Here is a 23,299-nt window from a genome sequence, read left to right as displayed (position 1 = left end):
ACTGTCCACTGAAAACTGAAAAAGTTTGCCAGTAGTCTTTCGATAAGGTATAATAATAAAAGCAATACAATCGAAGGAGTTCTCATGTTTTATACTTATTTGCGTGGACTAGTCATGCTGATCTTGTGGTCCATCAACGGCAATGCCCACTACCACAATACTGATAAAATCCCTAGTAAAGATGAAAACTATATCCTGGTCGCACCTCATCGTACCTGGTGGGATCCAGTTTACATGGCTTTTGCGACCAAACCAAAACAATTCATCTTTATGGCTAAAAAAGAGCTTTTTAACAACCGCATCTTTGGCTGGTGGATTCGTATGTGTGGGGCCTTTCCTATCGACCGGGAAAATCCTAGCGCCTCTGCTATCAAATACCCTATCAATGTCCTCAAAAAAAGTGACCGTTCCCTTATCATGTTTCCTAGTGGTAGTCGCCACTCGACAGATGTCAAAGGCGGAGTTGCTCTGATTGCCAAGATGGCTAAGGTCCGTATCATGCCAGTTACCTATACTGGTCCCATGACCTTGAAAGGTTTGGTTAGCCGTGAACGTGTCGATATGAACTTTGGAAACCCTATCGATATCTCAGACATCAAGAAAATGAATGATGAAGGGATTGAAATGGTTGCAGACCGCATCCAAGCTGAATTCCAACGTTTAGACGAAGAAACCAAGCAATGGCACAATGATAAAAAACCAAACCCACTCTGGTGGTTTATCCGCATCCCTGCCCTCATCCTTGCTGTGGTTGTTGGTATCCTAACGATTATCTTTACCTTCATTGCAAGCTTTATCTGGAATCCAGATAAGAAGAGAGAGTCTCTTGGTTAAAAAATACAATTATCCCTTGGCTTTTACCAAGGGATATTTCTTTTATGCAATTTTCCATTTTTGGGCCAACCAGTTGGAAAAGGCTAGAAAGCGCTCAGCCACTTGCTCATGATGCCCATAGGGATCAAAGACAAACTGACCAGTCGGATAACGTTTCTGAAGACTGGTATGGATCTGCTCAGCATAAACTGGTGCTTGACCCAAGCGATTGGTATGATGGGCTCCTTCTGTTTGGCCATTCTGTAAATACAGCAAACAATCTAAATTTTTCACCCTTTCATCTTTGCAATAAGTCGTAAAATCAGGATACCAAAAGGAACCGCAGATAGAGAAGATACAGGAGACCTTGTCAAAGCTGAATAGACTGTAGACTGCCGCCAGTCCACCTAGTGAATAACCTCCATAAGCAAGGCGATTTTTGTCCAGGCGATAAAGCGACTGCAACTTATCTAAAAGACCTCCAAATAAATGATCATGATAGACCTTTGCCTGACCACCAAAATCTGGAGTCCCCTCTCTCAGAGCAGATGCCTTCCAGGGAGTGTAGTCATCTAGGCGATTTTTAGAGGTTAAGCCCACTAAAATCACAGATTCTGAAAGGGAAGATAGAAAATCCAAATTTCCATCATTCAAAAGAATCGCTGGATAGGTTTGATTGGGATCATAGGTCGAAGGAAGGCTGATCTTAACTTGAATCCCTTCCCAATCAAACTCATTATTTATTGATAAAGTCATTGATTTTCTCAAGGGAATCAATCACTGCTGGACCATAGTCCATCAACTCATCGTAAGAAATGGTCATGATTTTTTGATTCTTGATTGCAGGAACGTTTTCCAAAACTTCATTTGCTTTCATCAACTCTACTGCGTTGGCATCCAATTTTTTATTGCGGTCGCTGGTCACATAGATAATCAACTCAGGATCCATTGACACGAGATTTTCCAAGGTCAAGCCTGATGTTCCCGTTGCAACGTTTGTATAACCAAGTTGATTCAACAAGCTCTCTTGCAAAGCAGACTTGTAAGCACCAAAGGTTTCGTCATTATAAGCAACCATAATCAAAGCCTTTTTCTTTTCACCTTGGCTTGCTGGGTTTGCTTTCTTAACAGCGTCAATTTTAGCTTGTAATTGAGCTGCGTATTCATTAGCCTTGTCCTGAACATTGAAAATCATTCCAAGATTTTTGACATCTTCTACAATATTTCCCAAATCTTGCTGAATCGTTGAAAGAGAAGCTTTTTGCGTATAGACTGGGATTTTGTTTTCATTCCAAGTGCTAACTGTTCCCAAGGATTTTTCAGAAAACATCATGTTTCGACCCATCACAGCGTCTGGCTCATAAGAAAGGACTGTCTCTTGTGATACTGTTTTTTTATCTCCGATTTGAGGAATCGTCGCAATCGCGTCCTTGTATTTGTCCGTCACAGCATTATCAGGGTTAAGCATGCCAGCAATTTTATCCTTCAAGCCTAACTCCAATAAAATTTCAGTGGTTGAAAGATTGTTGGTGATAACTTTTTCAGGTGCCTTGTCAAAGACTTGTTCGACTTCATTTCCCTTAGCATCATAGGTTTTGACCGTTAGTGGATAGGTCGTCTCTGTGCTCGCCTTTTGACTTGTTTCTGTACTAGATTGTGTGGTAGCTTTTTCTGTAGTAGTGTTGCCACAAGCTGCCATGGTTAGGGTAGCTACCGTTACGAGTAAAATACTGAGTCTTTTTTTCATCTTATTTTCCTTTTCATTTTTATAAATAGTGAATCATGGCTTGCTGATCCTCGGTCCAAGTAACCTGACTTTGAACTCCGTATACAGTTTGCAATGACTCTGGAGTAATGGTCTCCTTTGGAGTCCCTTGATAAAGGATTTCCCCCTCTTTCATCAGATAGAGATAATCCGAATAGCGACAAGCAAGTTGAATATCATGCAGGACAGCTAGAACATTAATCTTGAGTTCCTTTACAATGGCCAACAAGTCTAGCTGATACTTGATATCCAGGTGATTGGTAGGTTCATCCAGGAGCAAGAGAGTCGGTTCTTGCGCCAAGGCGCGTGCTAATAAGACTCGCTGTTTCTCCCCACCTGAAAGAGACGAATAGAGACGAGTTTTCTTCTCAAGCATATCTACCTTGACGAGGGCATCTTGAACGAGGGCATAATCCCTTTCCTTTTCCTTTTGTAGAAAAGAGAGGTGAGGCGTTCTTCCCAGCAAGACGATTTCCTCAACGGTACAATCAAACTGCAATTGATTAAACTGGGTAACAACTGCCATTTGCTTGGCTGTTTCTTTAAGTGACCAATGCTCCAGCGGTTTTCCATCTAGGCTTATCAAGCCTTTGTCCGCCCTTTCCTGACGATAGAGGAGTTTAAGCAGGCTGGTTTTTCCACTTCCATTTGGCCCAAGTATCGTATGAAATTGATGCCCCTCAACCTTAAGAGAAACTCCTTTGAGGATTTTTTTCTCTCCAAGTCCAAAGTGGACATCCTGACAAATCAAGTCCATATCAGGCCCTCACCTCCCTTCGCCTACCTCCGACAATGTAGATAAAGAAGGGAGCACCTACTAAGGCTGTGAAAATACCAATAGGCAGCTCAGCATTGGGAATGATGACACGAGAGAGTACATCTGCCCAGATAACAAAGAGGGCACCCAGTAAGGTCGCAACGGGAAAAAGCCTCCTGTAATTCGTTCCTACTAACCCTCGAGCTAAGTGAGGAGTAATCAGACCAACAAATCCAATAATCCCACAGGTTGCCACTAAGACTGCTGTCAGCACAGCCACTATGGTCACATAAAGATACCAATAGAAGCGTAAGGGAATTCCCAAAGTTAAAGCAGCCTCATCTCCCATCATCATCGCATTAAAAACACGATACTGAGTTGAGAAAAATAGAAAGGCCAATCCTACTACTATAGTTGGCAGGACTAAGTCAGACCAAGTGGTCCCTGCAAGCGAACCCATGGTCCAAAACTTAATGGTCATCACACTGTCCGCATTAGCGCCAACTGAGATAATAAAGTTGGAAAATGCCAGAAAGAGAGCATTGACCACCGTTCCTGATAAGATCAGACTAGAAGTCGTCATCCTGCCCTGCATAGAGGCAATGATGAGGACAGCGATTGTTGCCAAAATAGCTCCAAGGAAAGCTCCAAGGCTAATCACCAATTTTAAACCAAGAATGATGCTTAAGGTTGCCCCTAGAGTTGCACCCGCAGAAATTCCTAAGACATAGGGCTCTGCGATGGGATTGTTAACTGTAGACTGCATCACGCTACCACACATAGAAAGTCCAGCCCCTACTATCAGACCTAACAATACTCGGGGGAATCTCATATTCCATACAATGGTAAGAGTAGACTTAGAAACCTCTCCTATCTCAAGAGGAAATCCTAACCTGCTCAAAATGATCCGATAGGTATCTCCTAAGTCAATCGCTACGGACCCCATAGAAACAGCTAGAAAAAGTGAAATCCCTAAAATACCTAGCAAAACACCTAAAAGTAACACAAATTTTACGTTCTGTCGGCTTCCAGAAAATTTGGAAAGCATGAAAACCTCCTTAGACAAAATTAAAAATTTAGAAAATTCTCATAAAAAGTATACCATATTTTCAACAATGGAACAAGATGAGAAAAATAAATATAGTTGGTCTTACAGTGCTAATAATCGTAACCGAAGATTATACTTGGGTATATCGAGGTAAAGTGACGAAAGTAAAAAAGCTACCCAATTTAGAGTAGCTTCATTATCAAGATATGCTCAATTGAACACGGCCTAAGCAAGCGGATAAAAACAAAAAGCCCTCTGAAATCAGAGAGCTAATTTGAGCTCGGGCTAAAATCCTAGTGAAAAAGATGGAACTCCTTGTGTTCATCGAACACTGTGTCGTTTCCCTATTTTCATACGGATTTTTAACGCCCTTAGCATCGTAATTCTTGCTGGATAAAACGTTTATAGACTAAGCGAAAAGCCGAAGATTGTACTATAAAACTAGTGAAAATAAAAAAATCTCCCCGAAGGGAGAATATCTGGTTTATTTTACCTTACAGTGCTAGGAACCGTAACCGAAGATTATACTTGAGTATATCGAGGTAAGGTGACAACGCAATGTAAGTGGAAAATAAAGCAGATTAGCGACGAAGTCCTAGAGAGTTAATCAACTCACGGTAACGGTTAACGTCGTTTTTACGCAAGTATGCAAGCAAGTTACGACGGCGACCGATTTTCTTCATCAATCCACGGTAAGTAGCGTGGTCTTTTTTGTGTTGTTTGATGTGTTCGTTAAGGTGGTTGATTTCCCAAGTAAGGACAGCAACTTGAACCTCTACGGAACCTGTATCACCTTCGTGACGTGCGTATTGTGCGATGATTTCATTTTTTTTCTCTTTTGAGATTGCCATGATGTTTCTCCTTTTTATTTGGCTTCATCCGAGTGACAGGTTGGCATGCCTGTAACCAAGAAGAAGTTATTTGTCTTTACGACAGTTCTTATTCTACCAAGAAGCAGGGACTTTGTCAACTGATTTACTATTTAAAACCTTGAATTACTCTACTGATTTCAAGGCTTCGAGCATATCTACTTTTCTCAAGTGGTAATTGACAAAGAGACCTAGTAAAGTCAAAATCACCGTCACTGCGACGATTGGAAGAGCATAGACTTCCCAGCTGACCTGAGGATAAAAGAGTATGGTGGCTGGTGAAATCATTTGAATCAAAAATTGATGTAAATAGTGGCCAACTACCAAACCAAGAGCAATTCCCACAAGGGACAGCACCATAGTCTCGCGGTAGATATAGAGGGTCACTTCTTTATTGTGGAAACCGAGAACCTTGATAGTGGAAAGTTCACGGATACGTTCTGCCACATTGATGTTAGTGAGATTGTAGAGAATGACAATGGCTAGTAAAACCGAAACAAGGACAAGGATTGCCATAGTTTTATTGAGCGAACTAGCTACAGATTCAAAGAGATGGATGGCCGTCGCATTTTGGACGACTCCAGAAACAGCAGCTTTTTCCATAAAGGTAGCAGCTTCTTTCTCCGTATTGGAAGGTGTTGGCTCTTTTAATTTTACTAGGTAGGTATTGTCTTGCGGACTGGTTCCATAGACTTGTTCGTAAGTCGCTCGGTTGAGATAAACAAAGTGTCCAACATAGTTTTCAGAAATAGCCGCGACCTTGATTTCCTTCCCATCAAGCTCCAGCTCGTCCCCAACCGTAACACCTGCTAGTTGGGCTAATTTTTGACTCACAACCGCTCCATCAGTGACCTGCACCTCTTGCCCATTTTCCTCTAATGTGATAAAGGGCTTGAAGTCTTCTCCACTAGTAACCATCATGGTGATTGTTTGAAGTCCTGCTTTTCCTTTAAAATCTTTTTCAATGGATTTTGAGTAAATCTTTTGAGAAGCATGGATCGATTCAGCTTGCAAGGCACTTTCTAAATCTGCTTTTTCTTGCTCCGTTGCACTGCTCTTTTCCGCTACAATCATCTGGTATTGCTGGATTTGTTCAAATTGGCGCTCCACAACTCCTCCCACAGATGACTGAATGCCAAGACCTGCAAATAGGAGAGCCACCGAACCTGCAACTCCAAAAATGGTCATCAACATCCTTTGCTTATAACGAAAGATATTTCTTGCCGTAACCTTATGAGTAAAACTCAAACGACTCCAAATAAAGCTCAGTCGTTCCAGCAAAATCTTTGATCCCTTAACGGGAGGTTTTGGAAGTAAGAGTTGGGCTGCTTCATCGTGTAATTCCCTTCGCGCCACCAGATAAGCCGGCAAAACGCTGGATACCCAACTTAAAGCTAGGGCAAGGAGACTATAAGACCAATAGAAATACTCGTGACTTTTTCCAACAACCATCCCAGCTGTTATAACATCTGAAATCACCCCTGCAAGGAGATAATGTCCAAGAAGTGTTCCTATAATGGTTCCCACAGTTCCTGCAAGAAAACCATAGAGGACAAACTTGGCAACAATATCTCGGTTGCGGTAACCCAAGGCCTTGAAAATACCAGCATTGGTGCGCTCCTCATCTACAAAGCGAGTCATTGTTGTAAAGGTCACCATTGCAGCGACCATATAAAGCACCACTGGAAAGATATTTCCGACTGAACGAATGCTTGATGATGCATTGCTGTACATGAGGTAACCTTGTCCACCTGGCATGGTTTGGCGATTGTATACGTGGTATTTCGGCTCTGCCAGTTCATCAAGCTCTTTCTGGCGCTGTTCTAGCTTCTCTTTTTCCTTAGATAGATCACTCTCTGTCTGAGCCAGCTTTTCTTTTTTTGTCGCCAATTCTTCCTTAGCTTTTGTCAGCTGTCCCTTGGCTTGACTCTTTTGTGGTTCTGGTAAAGCGGTCGCTTGTTCTTCTTGCGTTTTCAAGCGATTTTCAGCCTGCTCTAACTGACTCTTGCCATTTTCAAGGTTGCTTTCAGCTGTTTGGAGCTGTTCTTTCCCCTCTTCCAGGCTCTTTTGCCCATTTGTTTTGATACTTACCAATCTTTTTTGACCATTATCAGCAAGTAAGTCTTGCAACTCTTCCTGGTGTTGGGTTCGTTTCCTCTTATAGTCTGATGAAAAAGCATCCAGATTTTTTAAATCATCATAGCGCACACGCGCAATACTATAAACATCTGTATCAAACTGACTGGGTAAAATCACTCCATAACCAGCCAAGCTTCCATTTCCACTACTAGCACTCCCTAAGTCTTTTTTAGAAAGGATTTCACCTGACTGAACAAATCCAGTAATTGTGAAAGTTTGGGATTTTAGGACGGACTTTTCTTCTTTCTTGCTAAAGGTAATGGTCTCTCCAATCTGATAACGGTCTTTCCAGAAATCAGCCAAGGCAATTTCCTCATTAGCTTCTGGCAGTCGCCCTTCTGTCACTTGGAAGGTTGAAATCCCCTCTGGTTTGGAATAAAGTCGAACCGCCTCTTCACTATTTTCAACGGTTAAGTCAGCCATATAGCCAAACTCAATACTTGCTCCTTGAAGGGTCTTTAGTTCGTCTTGGTCTTCTTTATCCAAGCCATAATCAGCAATCACGGCCAGATCCAGGGTATTGGCTTTGCGGAGATAATCTTCTGCCGTACGTTCCATGTTGGGACTGGCTACTTTAAGACCTACTAGGGCCAGGGAACCCAGCATCATCAAGGTCAAGATAGAAACAAAACGCCCCTTAGAAGCAGTTACCGACTGGAGTAGGTCTTTTCGGTATGTTTTTTTCATGCTAATACTCCAACGTATCAATATCCTGTGGATGTTCATTGATTGTCACACTCTTAACCGTGGCATCGCGCATGTGAATCACGCGATCTGCAATAGGAACGAGCGCTCCATTGTGGGTCACGATAATCACTGTTGCTCCTTTTTGACGAGACATGTCTTGGAGAATCTTCAAGACTTGCTTCCCCGTCTGATAATCCAAGGCACCCGTCGGTTCATCACAGAGGAGAATTTTAGGATTTTTGGCTACAGCGCGTGCAATTGAGACTCGCTGTTGCTCCCCTCCAGAAAGCTGGGCTGGAAAGTTATTGATCCGATGATCTAGCCCCACATCTTTGAGCACCTGCTCTGGATTCAAGGCATCCGCTACGATTTCTGAGGCCAACTCCACGTTTTCCTTGGCTGTCAGATTGGATACCAGATTGTAAAATTGAAAAACAAAGCCCACATCATCACGACGATAGTTTGTTCGTTGGTGCGAACTATAGTTGGCGATATTCGCACCATCGATCCAAATCTCCCCCTCATCATTGGTATCCATACCTCCTAGGAGATTGAGAACCGTTGACTTTCCAGCACCAGAAGCACCAAGGATAATAACCAGCTCCCCCTTTTCAATTTCAAAATTCACATCACGATTAGCCACAATCTCCGTATCCCCAACCTGATAACGCTTGTAGCTGTGTTTCATTTCAATATAAGCCATTGTCCTTCTCTCTTTCTTACAATTAAGTCACTCTTTACTATCATTATAACGCTTTTTCAACTAGTTGGAAACTAGAAGCAAAAACAAAAAAAGTCCCATAAGACCTATAATGAAAAGTGACCAAACTATCATTATAAAGAATCTTATGGAACAATTAAATTTTATCACAAACTTACTCGGAATTAAAGACAAGAACATTATAATCTTGGATTATCTGGATGCTGGAACACATAAAGAAATCATCGCTAAGCTTGATTACCCTACTCCTAAGTGTCTCGACTATCAAGGACAAATGGCTAAATATGATTTCCAAAAAGAATCTAAAATTCCCTATCTAGAGTGTGCGGGCTACAAAACTCTTATTTGATTGAGAAAACGACGTTTTCGTTGTAAAGTCTGCGGTAAAATAGCTGTCGCAGAGACTTCCTTAGTCAAAAAGAACTACCAAATCTCAACGATCGTCAACCAGAAAATCACTCAAAAATTAATCGAGAAAGTCCCTATGACAGCTATCGCCGAAAGTTTATCCATCTCTACTTCAACAGTCATTCGTAAATTGAAAGAATTTAAATTCAAGACAGATTTATCTTCCCTTCCAACTCACATGTCTTGGGATGAGTATGGCTTCAAGAAAGGTAAGATGAGCTTCATTGCACAAGATTTTGATTCCAGAAAGATTGTAGCTATCCTAGATGGACGGACTCAAGCAACTATTCGCAATCATTTCCTTCGCTATTCTAGACAGGTGAGAAGTCGTGTGAAAGTCATTATCATGGACATGTTTAGTCCCTACTACGATATGGCTAGAAAACTTTTTCCTTCTGCTAAAATCGTCCTCGACCGCTTTCACATTGTCCAGCATCTCAGTCGAGCTATGAACCACCTTCGCATCCAAATCATGAATCAGTTTGATCGGAGATCGCACGAATATAAAGCACTGAAACGTTACTGGAAACTCATTCAACAGGATAGCCGTAAACTCAGTGATAAACGATTTTATCGACCAACTTTTCGCTCACACTTGACCAATAAAGAGATTCTAGAAAAGATACTTGCCTACTCTCAAGAACTTAGACAGCACTATAATCTCTATCAACTCCTACTCTTTCATTTTCAAGAGAAACAAACGGAACATTTCTTTAATCTTATTGAAGAAACAATTTCTTCTGTAAATCCTATTTTTCAAACTGTTTTCAAGACCTTTTTGAAAGATAAAGACAAGATCATGAATGCACTGGAACTTCCCTACTCAAACGTAAAACTAGAGGCTACCAATAATCTTATCAAAGTCATCAAGCGAAATGCTTTTGGCTTCCGGAACTTTGACAACTTTAAAACTAGAATTCTCATTGCTTTGAACATCAAAAAGGAAAGAACCAATTTGGTCCTCTCCAGGTTATAACTTTTCATCAACCCACTACAGTTGACAAAGAGCCCACTGTTTATTTGCTGATCATTAATTGTATAACAATTACGATAGTTCTTTGCTTTTTTCATGTTTTTCACTATAAATGAGATTAAATAAATCTCTTTTTAAGCTGTCTAACTGCTAAGGTATAGAAGACAAAAATATAAGCACTATTGACAACTAAGAAAAGGATAAATTCAGATAAGGTAAAAGGGACTAAAGAACGAGCTCGATCACCAACAGCAATCTGAGCATAAGGGAAAATTCTAAAAAGACCTTGTCCAATAAAGAGGGTCATAAGTCCTGCCATAGCCAAAATAGCTGATATAAGAATAGGCACTGCGAAATTTTTTAAGCGAATACTAAGAAAAATTTGAATGGTGACAATAGTAATGGTTGCTATCCAACCTGTGATAGACCAAAGCAAAAAGTCCAGTAGATAATTTGCAAAAGGTACCTTCAAAACCAAAGCGCTGATAATATAAAAGAGAAGAACTATCAGTTGACTAATAGCCATGACTAGTGACAAGCTGGTAATTTTTGATAAAACGATACGATTGGCTTTAACCGGAATACTTAATAAGCGCTGCCAGTTTTTATTACTTTCCTCGAATTGACAACTGATGGAACAGATAATCCCGATCAGAATAGGAGTAAATATCTGCGAGGAGTAGAAAACTGTTTGTCCCCAAAGGACGTGAGCTTGTGTACCTTCTAAGAGAACTTTTCGGTTGAGGGCAAAAATCATTGTTCCCAATAAGGACCCAACAAGGTTAAAGAAGATTAGCGTTATCGGAATAGCACTTTTTTTTATTTTTTTAAATTCAAAAGTAATCATAATAGATCCGCCTTTCCAATGAGTTTCTTACTGACAAAGATGCTTAAAAAAATGATAAGCAATAATGTGACTAATTTAAAGGGATAAGCATTATCATATTGAAAGAGATAAGTGTTAGTTCCAGCCACCCGTTTAGCGATTCCCATCATAGAGAAATATTGCCAAGGAATGAAAATACGAATAGGAAATGGTAACGCGCCGATACCTACAAATGACAGGAAGGAACCAATTAAGCCTGTTACCACTGTCACACTTGGCTTTGGATAGATAAAAGCTAAGCAAAGATGTAAACAAGACAGAAAGAGACAAACCAAAAAAGTTGTGGACAAAAAGAGACTCAATGAAACAGGTGTCACACTGACCTGCATGCCTTGAATAATAAATTTCAGAAAAATCGTTTGAATCAAACTGACAACAAAGGCAAAAATAGCCATCACAGTCAATTTAGCCTTAAAAAGTTGCCAAGGACTTTCGTTACTGGTTTGCAAGAGTTTAAAAGTTTTGCCTAGATGTTCCAATTCCAGTAGTCTAGACGCTAAAACTGCAATGAAAAGTGGCAAAATAACATCATTCAAGTAAGTCATGGTATAAATGGCATTATAGGCCTCATGTGTTTTAGGTAATTCATATTTGATAACAACGCCACTCCAAATCAAGCCCACTGCTACAATAGCAATCAAAGATAGCAAGAAAGAACGTCTTTTTAATTTGATAAATTCTAATTGTAAATTTAGCATTACAAAACACTTCCTTCCCGTCCTGTCATATCAAGGAAAACATCTTCCAGCGATCGACGAATCATACGAACTTGATAAATATCAACATTATTTTCAACTAAGAGTCGAATAGCAGTGGCTATATTAACTTTATTGTTATCGTTGATAATCAATTTTGGGTCATCATCCAAATTAAAACCATTGAACATTAGTATTCTTTTAGCAGTTACATCATCACTGGTCTCAAACAGATATTTTTCATCTTCTTCAAGGTCAGATAGGTGGCCTTCAAAAAGTAATTGACCATGATTGATAATGCCAACAGTTGTAGCCATCTGTTCAATTTCTGAAAGAATATGGCTAGAAACGATGATAGTCATATCGTATTTTTGTGGTAAAGACTTGATAAGCTCACGAATTTCTTGAATACCGGCAGGGTCTAAACCATTAGTTGGCTCATCCAAAATCAGTAATTTAGGAAATTTAACAATAGCTAACGCAATTCCTAAACGTTGTTTCATGCCTAGTGAATAATTTTTAACTAGCTTGTCTTTTTGATCGAAAAGTCTGACAATCTTTAAGACTTCATCAATATTTCTTTTTGGTAATTTAAGCAATTTTTGGATAATTTCAAGATTTTCATAGCCGGTCAAATTAGCATAGTAAGAGGGCTCTTCAATGAGAGAACCTACATTTGAGAGGAGTGATATTTGATTGCTGTTAAAGGTTTTTCCAAAGAGCTTAATGGAACCGTGGCTTGGTTGCAACAATCCTAAAAGCATTTTCATAGCAGTACTCTTACCAGCACCATTTGGTCCCAAAAAACCATAAATTTCATTTTTTCTAATATGAATAGAGAGCTGATTAACGGCTACTTCACCTGAAAAATCCTTACTTAATTGGTTGGTTTCAACGATATAATTGTTCATTTGTTTTCTCCTTTAAAAATCTTATAGTGATGTTATATCCTTTCGCTATTTTCATTATAATGAACCTCCTTTATTTTAATCTGTTCATTACCTTAATTCTTCCTTAATTTTTACTTTAAAGTCCTTGACCAAGGAAGCAATGTGCTATACTAGTCTTGTTGAGGTAATAGTATGAATTATAAAGAAAAGAAGATCTTAATTTTAGACGATAACCCAGAAATTTTAGAAATAGTGCAAGAATCATTGAGCATTGCTGGGTTTAGCAATCTAACAAGTGTACAATCACAAAAAGAAGCTTTGGAGCAATTTGAAGAAAAATCTTTTGATTTAGTTATTTTAGACATTATGCTGCCTGAAGGATCAGGATTTGAAGTTTTAAAGGGTATCCGTAAGACTTCAATGGTTCCTGTTTTGTTTTTGTCGGCAATCTCCGATATAGAAAAACAATATCAGGGCTTTGAGTTAGGGGCAGATGACTATATTATCAAGCCTTTCCGTCCAAGAGATTTGGAGTTGCGTATTCTTTCCATCCTAAAAAGAGCCTATCCCGAAAAGGAAGATACCCTTGTTTTGCCTGCTTGCCAGGTGCATTTTAGCCAAGCCTTGATTACCAAAGGAAAACTAGAGATTCAGCTGACGGCTAAGGAATACAGTATTCTTAAGGTCTTATATGATAATAAGAATCGCATTGTTACTTTTGACCAACTCTTAGAAAAAGTCTGGGGATTACAATACCAAGGCTATGATAATACCCTAATGGCTCATATTCGTAAGATTCGACAAAAGATTGAAGCCAATCCTTCTAAACCAGAAAGCTTAATAACGGTTAAAGGTTTGGGTTACAAACTAAAGGTGAATTAAATGGATACCGTTAAATTTTTTACTAAGTTATTAACCAGGTATGTTCTATTAATCTTGGCTTTAATCATAGGACTTGTTTTTGTTTATGGTTTGGTTTTCTCAGCCTATTTTAGTTTCTATGGAAAGGAAAAACCGGAACTACTTTACACTAAAATCGCTCAATCGAGTCAAGAGAATAATTTCAATTTTGATAAAAGCAGCAAAATTGAAATGGATAAACAAAATACTTGGGCTATGGTACTGAATCAAGATGGCAATATTGTCCAATCTTATCATTTACCTAAAGGACTCAAAAGGCATTATACGAATGCTGATATGGTTAAATTTTCACGTTGGTATTTAGAAGATTACCCTGTTTTCTCCTATGTACGTGGTCAGCAAATTTTAGTTTTGGGCTATCCTAAAAAGCATTCCTTAGCAAAATTTAATTTCTATGCTAATACGCAATTTATTAGGAATTTTCTCAGTTTGGGACTTGTTTTCTTGGGTATTATTCTTTTACTTATTTTTATTCTTTTGAGCCGATCAAAGTTGCGTATTAAAAAGGAGATGGAGCCGATTATTACTGCTGTCACTTCTTTATCTCAAGGTCAAAATGTCGTTCTTAAAGAAAAGGGAAATTTCTCTGAAATTAAGACGGCTCTCAATGAAACATCTCATATTTTGGAAGAAAGCAACACGATGAAAGAGCAATGGATTAGAGGGGTCAGTCATGATTTACGCAATCCTCTTATGCTCATATCAGGTTATAACAGTCAGTTAGAGCAGCAATATGGCAAAGGAAAGCAGACAGAGGAAATTGAAAATCAGATTCAAACTATGAAAGAAATGATTTCTAATCTCAATATGAGCTACTTATTGGATAACCAAAAGCGTCACTCCGAATTTTCCAATCTTGATTTGGTTGCTGTCCTACGAACAGTAATTGCCGATATATTGAATAATTATGAAACAATTGCACTTCATTTTGATTTACCTGCCGAGACAGTGTTGGTAAAAGGAGAGGTAACTTTATTAGCAAGAGCTTTTAGAAATCTCTTGCTTAATAGTATTATGCACAGCGGCTCTAACCAGATTGATCTGACTTATCAATTATCTGATAATAAAGTGCTCATCGTCATTGCGGATCAAGGAGATATTACAGCTCAAAAAATTACTGAGCTAAATCAAAAATCAACTAATTATGAATCACATGGTATGGGAACAGTTATCACCAAACAAATTATTAAATTACATCAAGGTGAAATTGTTTTTTTAGACAATCATCCAGGCTTAAAAGTCACCATTTCTTTACCTTTAGTAAAGGAATAATAGCCTGCCTAAGAACAAGCTTACACTTAGAAAACTAACCATTTGGAGCATTGCGACACATTATTTATCTTCTAAATATTTCTAAATGCTATTTTGGGGGCAAAGTATTCTTTTGTCTAATCATCGTAAATTTTTGATAAATAAGTAGCAATACTATTCTATTTATCAAAAATTTTTCTGTTATACGCAAAAAAAGAGTGAACAAATAAAGTTGCACTCTTTTACTGTTAAAATGTTTTGTCAACAACTATATACGAATTACACTAAAAACGCTTTAGATACTGTCAATAATTATGTGTAAACACTCAAGTAGAGTTATGGAGTGCTAATCAAATAAGCTTTCAAGTGTGTCAGAACATTGACCAAACCCTTTATGGATTCGTTGACTTTGCTTGAAATTATAATCTTCAAACAAAGTAACTAAATAACGGTTCAGGGCTTCTTCGGTAGGAAAAAGAACCTTCTTTTTCGTTTGACGTTTAATTTCTTTGTTGAGAGACTCAATGAGGTTTGTCGAATAAATGCTGTGCCAAATTTGGTAGGGAAACTGGAAAAAAGTTAAAAGATTATCCGTATTCTCCAGACTTTCCATGACTTTCCTATACTTTGGCTTCCATTCAGCGATAAAGTCCTCTAAAGCTTGTACTGCCATTTCTAAATTTTCAGCACGATAAATCGTTTTTAATTACCCTAGAATAACCACTCGATTAGATCATTTCACCTTACTAGCCCTGTTCATCAACCCACTACAGTTGACAAAGAGCCTGTAAGCCATCGTCTTTCTCTCTTTCTTACAATTAAGTCACTCTTTACTATCATTTATAACGCTTTTTCAACTAATTGGAAACTAGAAGCAAATACAAAAAAGCCTAGGAATCCCTAGGCCTTCTGTTTATAGATTATTTTCCAAGATAGTATTCTTTTACGACATTCAATTTTTCGTCGAATTCGAATACCAATGGTGGGAAGTTAGGGATTTCTACACCCATGATTTCATCATCTGACAAGTGTTTGATGTGTTTTACAAGGGCACGGATTGAGTTACCGTGAGCTCCTACGAATACGTTTTTACCATCTTTAAGTGCTGGAGCGATTTTGTCTTCCCAGAATGGAAGGGCACGTTCCAAAGTCACTTTCAAGTTTTCAGCATCTGGAATGACTGAATCGTCAAGTGAAGCGTAACGACGGTCAGTATGCGCTGAGTATTCGTCATCATGAGGCATTGCAGGAGGCAATACATCGTATGAACGGCGCCAGATATGAACTTGCTCATCACCAAATTGTTCAGCAGCTTCAGCTTTGTTTTTACCAGTCAAACCACCGTAGTGACGTTCGTTCAAGCGCCATGATTTTTCAACTGGAACCCACAATTGGTCAGCAGCTTCAAGAGCCAAATTTGTTGTTTTGATCGCACGTTTCAATACTGAAGTGTAAGCTTGGTCAAATTCGATACCAGCTTCCTTGATCAATTTACCAGCGTCAATCGCTTGTTGTGTTCCTTTATCAGACAAATCAACATCAGCCCAACCAGTGAAAAGGTTAGCTTTGTTCCATTCAGACTCACCGTGGCGAGCAAAAACCAATTTTACCATTAGATGGATTCTCCTTTTATTTTTCGAGGTTTCCCTCGTTTATCTATTCTATTTTACACAATTTTTCACAAAAAAGCTAGTTAAAATCAACTAAAAAGAGAAGAGTCTCAACATGACTCTTCTCTCAGCAATCTACTTTTAAAAATTGTTTTTGAAACACAAAAACAACCCTTCCTAGGGTTGTTTTCACTAGACTATCAGACAAGGCCACGGACTTCTTTCAAAAATTTAGAAAAAGAAACAGCGCCTTTAATGATTAGAAATCCTCCTATCCACTCGGTCGCTGAAAGAAAGCCCAGCACGCCACCAATGATAAATAAAATAGATGGCAGCATTCGAAGTTGTTGATCCTCTTCGAAATAGATTAGCATAAAAGTCCCTAATGCAATCATCAAAATCTTAAAAAATGTCAGGAGCAGGGAAAAGGCAACCGTGACGACCAGCATTTTTGAAGGATCTTTATAGATGATGGCCCCAGTATAGGATAGCAAAAATCGTAGGACAGGTCCCAAAAGCAAGGTTATACCTGCCAGCATGCCCAGTCTCCAATTGAGTCGAACCAATCTATCTCTCTCCATAAAAACCTCCTTCTCTCGTAGCTATCATTCTACCATATTTGCTCCAGAAACAAAAGACCTTCTCCGTCACAAACAAATCGCCTACCAGCTTTCAGACATCCGGACATAAAAAGAGAAGATCTGTCGATCCTCCCTTTTCATTTTCCACCCCTTATTTCTTAAAAATAGAGGTTCTGAAGTCGTTTGTTTGGTCAAGATAGGCCTTAAAGATTGCTCTCTTCAACTTATGAACGGCACTATCATACTCTGGATTATAGTTGCTCCAACGAGGACTTACAGCATCCTTGAGAATAGCTTGATCCATGAGGGCCTGCAATTCAGTCACTTGATTGATGGTCTTGATCCCATAGCTTGGCCATGGTTTTGTCGGATCTTTAAAGGTCACTTGTTTTAAGTTTTCAAACTGATCCACACGTTCTTTATACATGGCTTTCTTAAAGGCAGCCCAAGATGCATACTTGCCTTCAAATACCTTGTCCAATACAAGTTTATCGGTCACCAATCCGCGTTCTTTACCATAGAGATTGATAGTTTTACCTTTTTGTTTGGCAACTTCTTCGTATTGGTTTGAGATATAAGGTACCATTCCATCCTTAAAGCCTTTGGAAGCCAAAAGTTCGTAAGCGATCCGACGTCCCATAAGGTCCCCTGGTGTGCCTTTCTCACTGCTGAGAGCTGAAAAGATTGGGGCAAAGAGTTTAATCGTATAGTAGCCATTTCGCTCGTAGTCTCCAGATTGGTACTCACGAGCTGACAAGATGTTATGGTCAATCAAACTATCAAAGTTAGTTAGTTTTTGGGCCTCTGCTTCTGTCAATTCTTTGACTACGTTAGTAGCGTATACCTCATTGCCATCTACTGGATCTTTCACATACTTGTTCTCAATCTTTCTGAGAGCCGCCATTTTCTGGTAAACACTTAGTTTATTAACGATTGATTGTCCCTCGAGATATTCCAACATGTAGATGAGGTCAAACATGTTGTGGACATAGTTCTGAAGATCTGATGCGTTTTGGAATCTCTCTGTCGGATCCAAGACTTGCAGACGGGAGCCCTCTGTACTATCTGATGTTGAGTGTTTCAAGATAGAATTGATGGTAATGGTTGCGTCACTCGGTTGGTCAGGGGCTTGCAATAAGCCTTTTGCGAAGAATTCTGGTCCCAAGCCACTTCTACGACCATAACCGCCAAGGTAGATATCCTGATCTGAATCATGGGTCATTTCATGGGTATAAGTAATGGCTCCATCCTTGTCGAGCATACGGTAAGACATATAGTAGACACCATCTCCTGTTGCGTAGGCTCCATGCTGGTTGTGTACTACCTTATTGCCAACTGGGCCAAAGAAGTTCTTCATAGCTGGATTGGAACTATCAAACTTAGCCTCCACTGTAGCTTTTCCAGAGGTTGTGTCATCACCAAACTTATAAGCATCATAAAGCAAGATGGTACGATAGAGTTTTTCACGTGATTGTTCATCTAAAATACGATACCAATAATCGTAGTGATCTCGCTGGCGTTTGGCTGTTTCACGCGCATTTTCTTCTACAAAATCATTGAGAGCCTTGCCCGCTTTATGCTCGCTATTGCGGTAGCGATCATAGGCTCCAAATCCTAGACTAGACATAGTTGAGATGACAAATACTGATTTCTCTGGCAAGGTTAGGAGCGGCAAGACCATATTGCGGTATTTCCATGTGGCACTCGTGATGCGATCATAAACACCGATAGAATACTTGGTACCAGCTTGTCCCTGCTTAGTTCTGACTTCTTCAATATTAGATTTTTCTTCGACGATGTAAGCCTTAGTCTCTGATTTAAACCAGTCATTGTTGCTTTTCTCTGGTAGAAAGACTTTTCGGTAATGTTCTAAAGTGCTAAACAAATCTGTCGTTCCATGTTGACTGGCAAGACTGATACCATAAGTATCGACATTATTCTTAGCTAGAAGGTTGTTAAAACCAGATTTACCTAACTCGATTAGAGTATCTAGTGGTGAAGCATTTCCCTTACCAAAGAAGTCCAGGTGGTACAGAACCAGGTCTTTGACGTTTACTTGACCGTAGCTGAAGTTATACCAACGTTCCAGATATGTCAAACCAAGTAGCAAGGCTTCCTTATTGTGCTTGATTTTATCTACAAGATAGCCCTTGGTAACTGGGTTATCGCCAGCAAGTCCAGCATCTGCTGACAAGAGTTTCTTCAAACTATCTTCCAGATGTTCCTTTGTTTTGGCGAACTGGTCTTCAAGATAGAGCTCAGTCTGCTCGACTTTTGGAGAAATACCGAGTGTCTTTCTGATGCCTTCTGAATGGTAGTCCACCTGCTGCAATTCAGGTAAGACTTGTTTGATGATAGAGCTTTGGTCGTACAAGAATTGATTCGGTGTGTAAAGAAGTCCAGTATCGCCTAGACTATATTCTGCTAATTTGGCGAAATCATCCTGGTACTTGAGATTAAGCTTCTCAGAAGAATGGTCCTTGTAGTGAAGCAAGAGTTTGTTTGCAGTCTCTTTGTTGGAAACAATGTCTGTGATGACTTGGTTATCCTTCATCATAACTGCTGACAAGAGTTCTTTTTGATATAACAGACTGTTCTCATTGACCAGATTTCCGTATTTGACGATGGTTGCCTTGTTGTAGAAAGGTAGCAATTTTTCAATGTTCTTATAAGCCAAGGCGCGCTTAGCTTGATAATGGGCTACCTTAGAAAAATCACTGTCTTTCTTGCCACTTGTTGAGAGGGGTTCCACTGTTGGTAGAGTGAGAGGATTGATGGCTGCTTTCTTGCTTTCAATCTGGGAAGCATCTAGCATTGTTCCTCTTTCTTCAAAGGATTCCTTGCTGACGACCTCATCCTTGACTAAGGTGACATTGTAGACTCTGTTTGCCTTGCTGCTGAATGTGTCCTTCACCTTCATTCCATTATAGTGGTAACCGGTAATGGCATTTCCGTTGGTTACATTGACATCACTGAGAACATTGGTCAATCTTCCAGCATGCTGTTCCTCATTAGTTTTTCGATCCCACAAATAGCCTGCTACTCCCGCGACTCTACCAAAGTGCTTGGCATTGTTAATATCGCCTTCAGCATAGCTATCTTGGATTTGTGCATCCTGATCTACTAGACCTGCAAGACCAGCCACTGTCTGATCTGAACTATTTGTGTTGGATGAAATGGCTACTGTCGCTTTTGACTTAGTAAGTAAAGCCTTGTCACCTGTCAAATGACCGACCAGACCACCGATATTATAGGCAGCAGTCGTCTCATACGTGTTGATAATTCTTCCCTTGAAACTGCTCTCTGTGATGCTTGATTGCTCAGCCTTTGCCAGCAAACCACCGATACCACGTTCACCGGCGAGAACACCATCAACGTGAACTTGCTGAATCTTTGTGCCATTCTGAGCTTCATAGGACAATGCACCGATATCATCTTTCCCTGAAATGGAGACATTTTTCAGACTCAATTTTTCTACTGTGGCACTACTCAAAGTTTCAAACAGTGGTTTTTTCAAGTTGTAAATAGCATACTGCTTGCCATCTTTTTCACCGATCAACTGACCAGTAAAGGTACCCTTGATGTAGGATTTAGCTTCAGGCTCTAACTCCACTTCGTTGGCATTCAAACTAGCTGCTAAATGATAGGTTCCAGAGAGATTCTGGTTGATAGCTTTGACTAGGTTGCTAAAGGAAGTAAAGGTTGTCGTTTCCTCTCTAGCCTTCTTAGCTAGGTAGAAGGTGAAATTATCAACATATTTATTTTCTAGCTCTTGCTGGAGTTTCTCAGCCTTGGCTGTGATTTTATAAACTGGCTGCCCATTTTTTATTTCTGCCGTTATTGAAGCGACTGGTAAATAGACATCTTTAAATGACGAGGATTTAACCTTGACAAAGTAAGTGTCTGGATTACTTGGGACACCGTCTAAAGAAACGTGTTGTTTGTAAGTACCATTGGTCTGACTATACAACTCCAGATCCGAAACATTTCTTAGCTCAAGCGTCTTCTCTGGGTCTTTTTCTTTTGGTTTTTCTGTCGGAGTTTCCGGTTTTACTTGCTCGGTATTGCCAGTATATTCTGGAAGAGGAGCGACTTGTTCCGGTTCAACGATGGCTCCTGCTTGCTCACCTTTATATTCTGGTAAGGAAGATTGAGTCTCAGGTTCCACTATCGCACCTGATTGAGTATCTGTATATTCTGGTTTTTCAGCTATCTCAGGGTCAACAATCGCTCCTGCTTGAGTTCCTGTATATTCTGGTGTTGGTGGCACCTGTTCAGGCTCTACGATTGCTCCTGACTGCTCGCCTGTATAGGCTGGTTTGTCAGTCGTTTCTGGTTCCACCAAAGCCCCAGACTGGACACCCCCAACCTCTGGCTCAACTTGTTCTGGCTCGACGATAGCACCAGCTTGGGTTCCCTGATACTCAGGTAGCGGAGCGACTTGTTCGGGTTCAACAACTGCTCCAGCTTGGGTGCCTGTATATTCTGGTTTTTCAGCTGTCTCTGGGGCTACAACCGCTCCCGCTTGCTCGCCTGTATATTCTGGTAATGGAGCCTGAGTCTCAGGCTCTCCTTTTCTTGCAGACTGAGGTGCTTCACTTGCAGCTACTGCCTTCTTAGTCCCTTTCTCTACTATACGTGGCAAGGCTTCTTCTACCTTAGTTGAGAGAACTTCCCTAGAAATTTCTTGGTTTTCAACCGTGAAAATGCGAACAAGTTCAATCTTCTTCCCAGCACGACCTTCTTGTTTGACATGGATGGTTCCCTCTGCTAGATCTGGATTTTCCTGCACCACTTCTGAAACATCTAGTTTGGTTACAATCTCTTGGTCTTTGTATAAGAGCTCTGGTTTGTTCACGCGACCAGCCAAGACTTCGTCTTGAGGATCTACACTAGCAATACCAGACGGCTTTTTATTAGATAAATCTTGAGAAGGGATTGTCTTGTCTGCAGGGCTTGTTGAAGACGGAGCTTTCTGCTCATCTCCTGCCTTTTGTCCACCTTCGTTGGCTTGGAAATGAGGTTGAACTGTATAGTCAAGTTTCTGATCCCTAGCAGCAGTTTCTTGCTGATTAATCTCTTTGTCTTGCTTAATATAGCCTAGATAAGTATAACCTGATAAGGCACGTGGCAAAGGCAGACTATCTCCTTGGGATAATTGGTATTCCTGATTGTACTGGAGCAAAAGTTGATTTTCAATAGCCTGAACTGAAGAAGCCAAACCACTGCCCATCCCTGTTACCAAAATCACATTCAAGAGGGCTTTCTTTTTGCCTTTCTTTTTCGATACGACAAAAATAAGAAGGCCAATTGAAGCTAGGGCTCCACCAGTTAAAACACTAGTAAGGCTATTCTGCCCACCTGTATTGGGCAACTGACCTAGTTGGGCTTTCTCATCCATACGGTAGACTAGATAATAGGTGCTCTCACTATCTTCCGCAATCTTCGGAATATCCTTGACAATCAAGTCCTTCTCTTGCCCACTCAGCTCCGTATCCGTCACATATTTGTAGTGAACAGCTACATTTTCTTGAGCAAATACGGTTCCACTACTCGCAATGGACACAAAAAATAGGCTTGAAATCGAAGCTGACACAAGTCCAATTGCTAATTTTCGTAAGGAGAAACGATGCTGCTTCTCTCCAAAAAACTTTTTCATTTTAAATCCTCTCAACTTTTACCTTCTATCAAGAAAATAACTAGCATTATATTTTGATATAGGTATTTCACATCCACCATTATACTATAAAAATACTTCCTTGTCTCCAATAAATGCTTTAGATTTCACGAATGTCAAAGCTTATTTATCTTGTAAAATTTATCCGTCGTTGATGACAAAAAAAGAAGGCTAAGCGCCTTCTCTTATTTGAAAATATTCCTAACAAAAAGTCATTATTCTTGAATCTCGAACTTTTTCAAAAGTCCAAAATAGAGGGATCCACCAATGATTGTCAGAATTCCTCCTACCCAGCCCAAGAATGGGATCAATCCAACAGAACCACCCACGATAAACAAAACAGACGGTGCAGGGGTCACACGCTCATCGTCCTTGTAATAGACAATAGACACAATTCCTAAAACCAAGACAGCAATTTTTACCAATGCCAAAATGATTGAAAAAATCGTCAATATACCAACTGTTGCATCAGAGTCCTCCGTCGCTGCAGCAGCCCCGACAGCTATCATAAACATAACAAGAGGTGCCAACAGCAAGACGATACCTGAAATAAGACCAAAAATCGCATTTACGCGAGCAAGTGCTTTTGTTTTCATCCGAATCTCCTT

Annotated in this window: 17 protein-coding genes and 2 pseudogenes; 4 read left to right on the top strand and 15 right to left on the bottom strand. The window is 39.9% G+C overall.

The window, feature by feature from the left end:
- Positions 1–84: 84 nt before the first annotated feature.
- Positions 85–834, top strand: a complete 750-nt coding sequence (locus Q4443_RS05005) for a 1-acyl-sn-glycerol-3-phosphate acyltransferase (RefSeq protein ID WP_000500170.1) — start codon at positions 85–87, stop codon at positions 832–834.
- A 42-nt stretch (positions 835–876) separates the two neighbouring features.
- Here the strand turns inward: Q4443_RS05005 and Q4443_RS05000 are convergent, their stop codons facing one another.
- From Q4443_RS05000 to Q4443_RS04970, 7 genes are all read right to left on the bottom strand, one after another.
- The gene (locus Q4443_RS05000) at positions 877–1,569 is read right to left on the bottom strand and encodes an alpha/beta hydrolase-fold protein (protein WP_049519083.1); all 693 of its coding nucleotides are present in this window, start codon (positions 1,567–1,569) and stop codon (positions 877–879) included.
- A complete protein-coding gene (locus tag Q4443_RS04995) occupies positions 1,550–2,560 on the bottom strand; it encodes an ABC transporter substrate-binding protein (protein WP_213988155.1) in 1,011 nt (336 codons plus the stop codon). The genes Q4443_RS05000 and Q4443_RS04995 overlap by 20 nt, the downstream gene beginning before the upstream one ends.
- A gap of 19 nt (positions 2,561–2,579) precedes the next feature.
- A complete protein-coding gene (locus Q4443_RS04990) occupies positions 2,580–3,335 on the bottom strand; it encodes an ABC transporter ATP-binding protein (RefSeq protein ID WP_213988156.1) in 756 nt (251 codons plus the stop codon).
- Between the two features lies 1 nt (position 3,336).
- Positions 3,337–4,383 (bottom strand): iron ABC transporter permease, encoded by a 1,047-nt coding sequence (locus Q4443_RS04985; protein ID WP_213988157.1) that lies wholly within the window; start codon positions 4,381–4,383, stop codon positions 3,337–3,339.
- Positions 4,384–4,964: 581 nt separating this feature from the next.
- Positions 4,965–5,234 (bottom strand): 30S ribosomal protein S15, encoded by a 270-nt coding sequence (rpsO, locus tag Q4443_RS04980; RefSeq protein WP_001018251.1) that lies wholly within the window; start codon positions 5,232–5,234, stop codon positions 4,965–4,967.
- 144 nt (positions 5,235–5,378) lie between these two features.
- A complete protein-coding gene (locus tag Q4443_RS04975) occupies positions 5,379–8,078 on the bottom strand; it encodes an FtsX-like permease family protein (protein WP_303408061.1) in 2,700 nt (899 codons plus the stop codon).
- A 1-nt stretch (position 8,079) separates the two neighbouring features.
- The gene (locus Q4443_RS04970) at positions 8,080–8,781 is read right to left on the bottom strand and encodes an ABC transporter ATP-binding protein (RefSeq protein WP_125384946.1); all 702 of its coding nucleotides are present in this window, start codon (positions 8,779–8,781) and stop codon (positions 8,080–8,082) included.
- Between the two features lie 145 nt (positions 8,782–8,926).
- On the opposite strand from Q4443_RS04970, the pseudogene Q4443_RS04965 reads away from it, so the two are divergent.
- Positions 8,927–10,183 (top strand): annotated as a pseudogene (locus tag Q4443_RS04965) (ISL3 family transposase).
- A 115-nt stretch (positions 10,184–10,298) separates the two neighbouring features.
- On the opposite strand, the gene Q4443_RS04960 reads toward Q4443_RS04965, so the two are convergent.
- The 3 genes from Q4443_RS04960 to Q4443_RS04950 are packed head-to-tail and all read right to left on the bottom strand — an operon-like array spanning position 10,299 to position 12,672.
- On the bottom strand, positions 10,299–11,027 hold the full coding sequence (locus Q4443_RS04960; RefSeq protein ID WP_125384945.1) for an ABC transporter permease: 729 nt from the start codon (positions 11,025–11,027) through the stop codon (positions 10,299–10,301).
- Complete coding sequence (locus Q4443_RS04955) at positions 11,024–11,764, bottom strand: ABC transporter permease (RefSeq protein WP_125384944.1); 741 nt, start codon at positions 11,762–11,764, stop codon at positions 11,024–11,026. Before Q4443_RS04955 ends, Q4443_RS04960 begins: the two co-directional genes overlap by 4 nt.
- On the bottom strand, positions 11,764–12,672 hold the full coding sequence (locus Q4443_RS04950; RefSeq protein WP_008809655.1) for an ABC transporter ATP-binding protein: 909 nt from the start codon (positions 12,670–12,672) through the stop codon (positions 11,764–11,766). The genes Q4443_RS04955 and Q4443_RS04950 overlap by 1 nt, the downstream gene beginning before the upstream one ends.
- A 171-nt stretch (positions 12,673–12,843) precedes the next feature.
- On the opposite strand from Q4443_RS04950, the gene Q4443_RS04945 reads away from it, so the two are divergent.
- On the top strand, positions 12,844–13,533 hold the full coding sequence (locus tag Q4443_RS04945) for a response regulator transcription factor (RefSeq protein WP_001106859.1): 690 nt from the start codon (positions 12,844–12,846) through the stop codon (positions 13,531–13,533).
- A complete protein-coding gene (locus tag Q4443_RS04940) occupies positions 13,534–14,844 on the top strand; it encodes a sensor histidine kinase KdpD (RefSeq protein WP_213988161.1) in 1,311 nt (436 codons plus the stop codon).
- Between the two features lie 325 nt (positions 14,845–15,169).
- Here Q4443_RS04940 and Q4443_RS04935 read toward each other — a convergent pair.
- From Q4443_RS04935 to Q4443_RS04915, 5 genes and pseudogenes are all read right to left on the bottom strand, one after another.
- A pseudogene (locus Q4443_RS04935) lies at positions 15,170–15,580 on the bottom strand (transposase); the annotation flags it as partial.
- A 163-nt stretch (positions 15,581–15,743) separates the two neighbouring features.
- Complete coding sequence (locus tag Q4443_RS04930) at positions 15,744–16,436, bottom strand: phosphoglycerate mutase (RefSeq protein ID WP_000240120.1); 693 nt, start codon at positions 16,434–16,436, stop codon at positions 15,744–15,746.
- A gap of 197 nt (positions 16,437–16,633) precedes the next feature.
- Entirely contained in the window at positions 16,634–17,014 is a 381-nt protein-coding gene (locus Q4443_RS04925) for a hypothetical protein (protein ID WP_042768629.1), read from the bottom strand.
- A gap of 151 nt (positions 17,015–17,165) precedes the next feature.
- Positions 17,166–22,673 (bottom strand): ZmpA/ZmpB/ZmpC family metallo-endopeptidase, encoded by a 5,508-nt coding sequence (locus tag Q4443_RS04920; protein ID WP_303408044.1) that lies wholly within the window; start codon positions 22,671–22,673, stop codon positions 17,166–17,168.
- Between the two features lie 233 nt (positions 22,674–22,906).
- Complete coding sequence (locus Q4443_RS04915; protein ID WP_000849881.1) at positions 22,907–23,287, bottom strand: hypothetical protein; 381 nt, start codon at positions 23,285–23,287, stop codon at positions 22,907–22,909.
- Positions 23,288–23,299: the final 12 nt, after the last annotated feature.

The sequence above is a fragment of the Streptococcus sp. GP0011 genome, from assembly GCF_030546305.1.
Classification (GTDB): Bacteria; Bacillota; Bacilli; order Lactobacillales; family Streptococcaceae; genus Streptococcus.
This window is presented reverse-complemented; position numbering and strand designations above follow the sequence as displayed.

Bases quoted from the DNA above. Each gene is read 5' to 3' on its own strand.
- Q4443_RS04995 (WP_213988155.1), bottom strand. From the start codon at position 2,560: ATGAAAAAAAGACTCAGTATTTTACTCGTAACGGTAGCTACCCTAACC.
- Q4443_RS04990 (WP_213988156.1), bottom strand. From the start codon at position 3,335: ATGGACTTGATTTGTCAGGATGTCCACTTTGGACTTGGAGAGAAAAAA.
- Q4443_RS04955 (WP_125384944.1), bottom strand. From the start codon at position 11,764: ATGCTAAATTTACAATTAGAATTTATCAAATTAAAAAGACGTTCTTTC.
- Q4443_RS04960 (WP_125384945.1), bottom strand. From the start codon at position 11,027: ATGATTACTTTTGAATTTAAAAAAATAAAAAAAAGTGCTATTCCGATA.
- Q4443_RS04950 (WP_008809655.1), bottom strand. From the start codon at position 12,672: ATGAACAATTATATCGTTGAAACCAACCAATTAAGTAAGGATTTTTCA.
- Q4443_RS04970 (WP_125384946.1), bottom strand. From the start codon at position 8,781: ATGGCTTATATTGAAATGAAACACAGCTACAAGCGTTATCAGGTTGGG.
- Q4443_RS04925 (WP_042768629.1), bottom strand. From the start codon at position 17,014: ATGGAGAGAGATAGATTGGTTCGACTCAATTGGAGACTGGGCATGCTG.
- Q4443_RS04920 (WP_303408044.1), bottom strand. From the start codon at position 22,673: ATGAAAAAGTTTTTTGGAGAGAAGCAGCATCGTTTCTCCTTACGAAAA.
- Q4443_RS04940 (WP_213988161.1), top strand. From the start codon at position 13,534: ATGGATACCGTTAAATTTTTTACTAAGTTATTAACCAGGTATGTTCTA.
- Q4443_RS04975 (WP_303408061.1), bottom strand. From the start codon at position 8,078: ATGAAAAAAACATACCGAAAAGACCTACTCCAGTCGGTAACTGCTTCT.
- Q4443_RS04945 (WP_001106859.1), top strand. From the start codon at position 12,844: ATGAATTATAAAGAAAAGAAGATCTTAATTTTAGACGATAACCCAGAA.
- rpsO (WP_001018251.1), bottom strand. From the start codon at position 5,234: ATGGCAATCTCAAAAGAGAAAAAAAATGAAATCATCGCACAATACGCA.
- Q4443_RS04985 (WP_213988157.1), bottom strand. From the start codon at position 4,383: ATGCTTTCCAAATTTTCTGGAAGCCGACAGAACGTAAAATTTGTGTTA.
- Q4443_RS05000 (WP_049519083.1), bottom strand. From the start codon at position 1,569: ATGACTTTATCAATAAATAATGAGTTTGATTGGGAAGGGATTCAAGTT.
- Q4443_RS04915 (WP_000849881.1), bottom strand. From the start codon at position 23,287: ATGAAAACAAAAGCACTTGCTCGCGTAAATGCGATTTTTGGTCTTATT.
- Q4443_RS04930 (WP_000240120.1), bottom strand. From the start codon at position 16,436: ATGGTAAAATTGGTTTTTGCTCGCCACGGTGAGTCTGAATGGAACAAA.
- Q4443_RS05005 (WP_000500170.1), top strand. From the start codon at position 85: ATGTTTTATACTTATTTGCGTGGACTAGTCATGCTGATCTTGTGGTCC.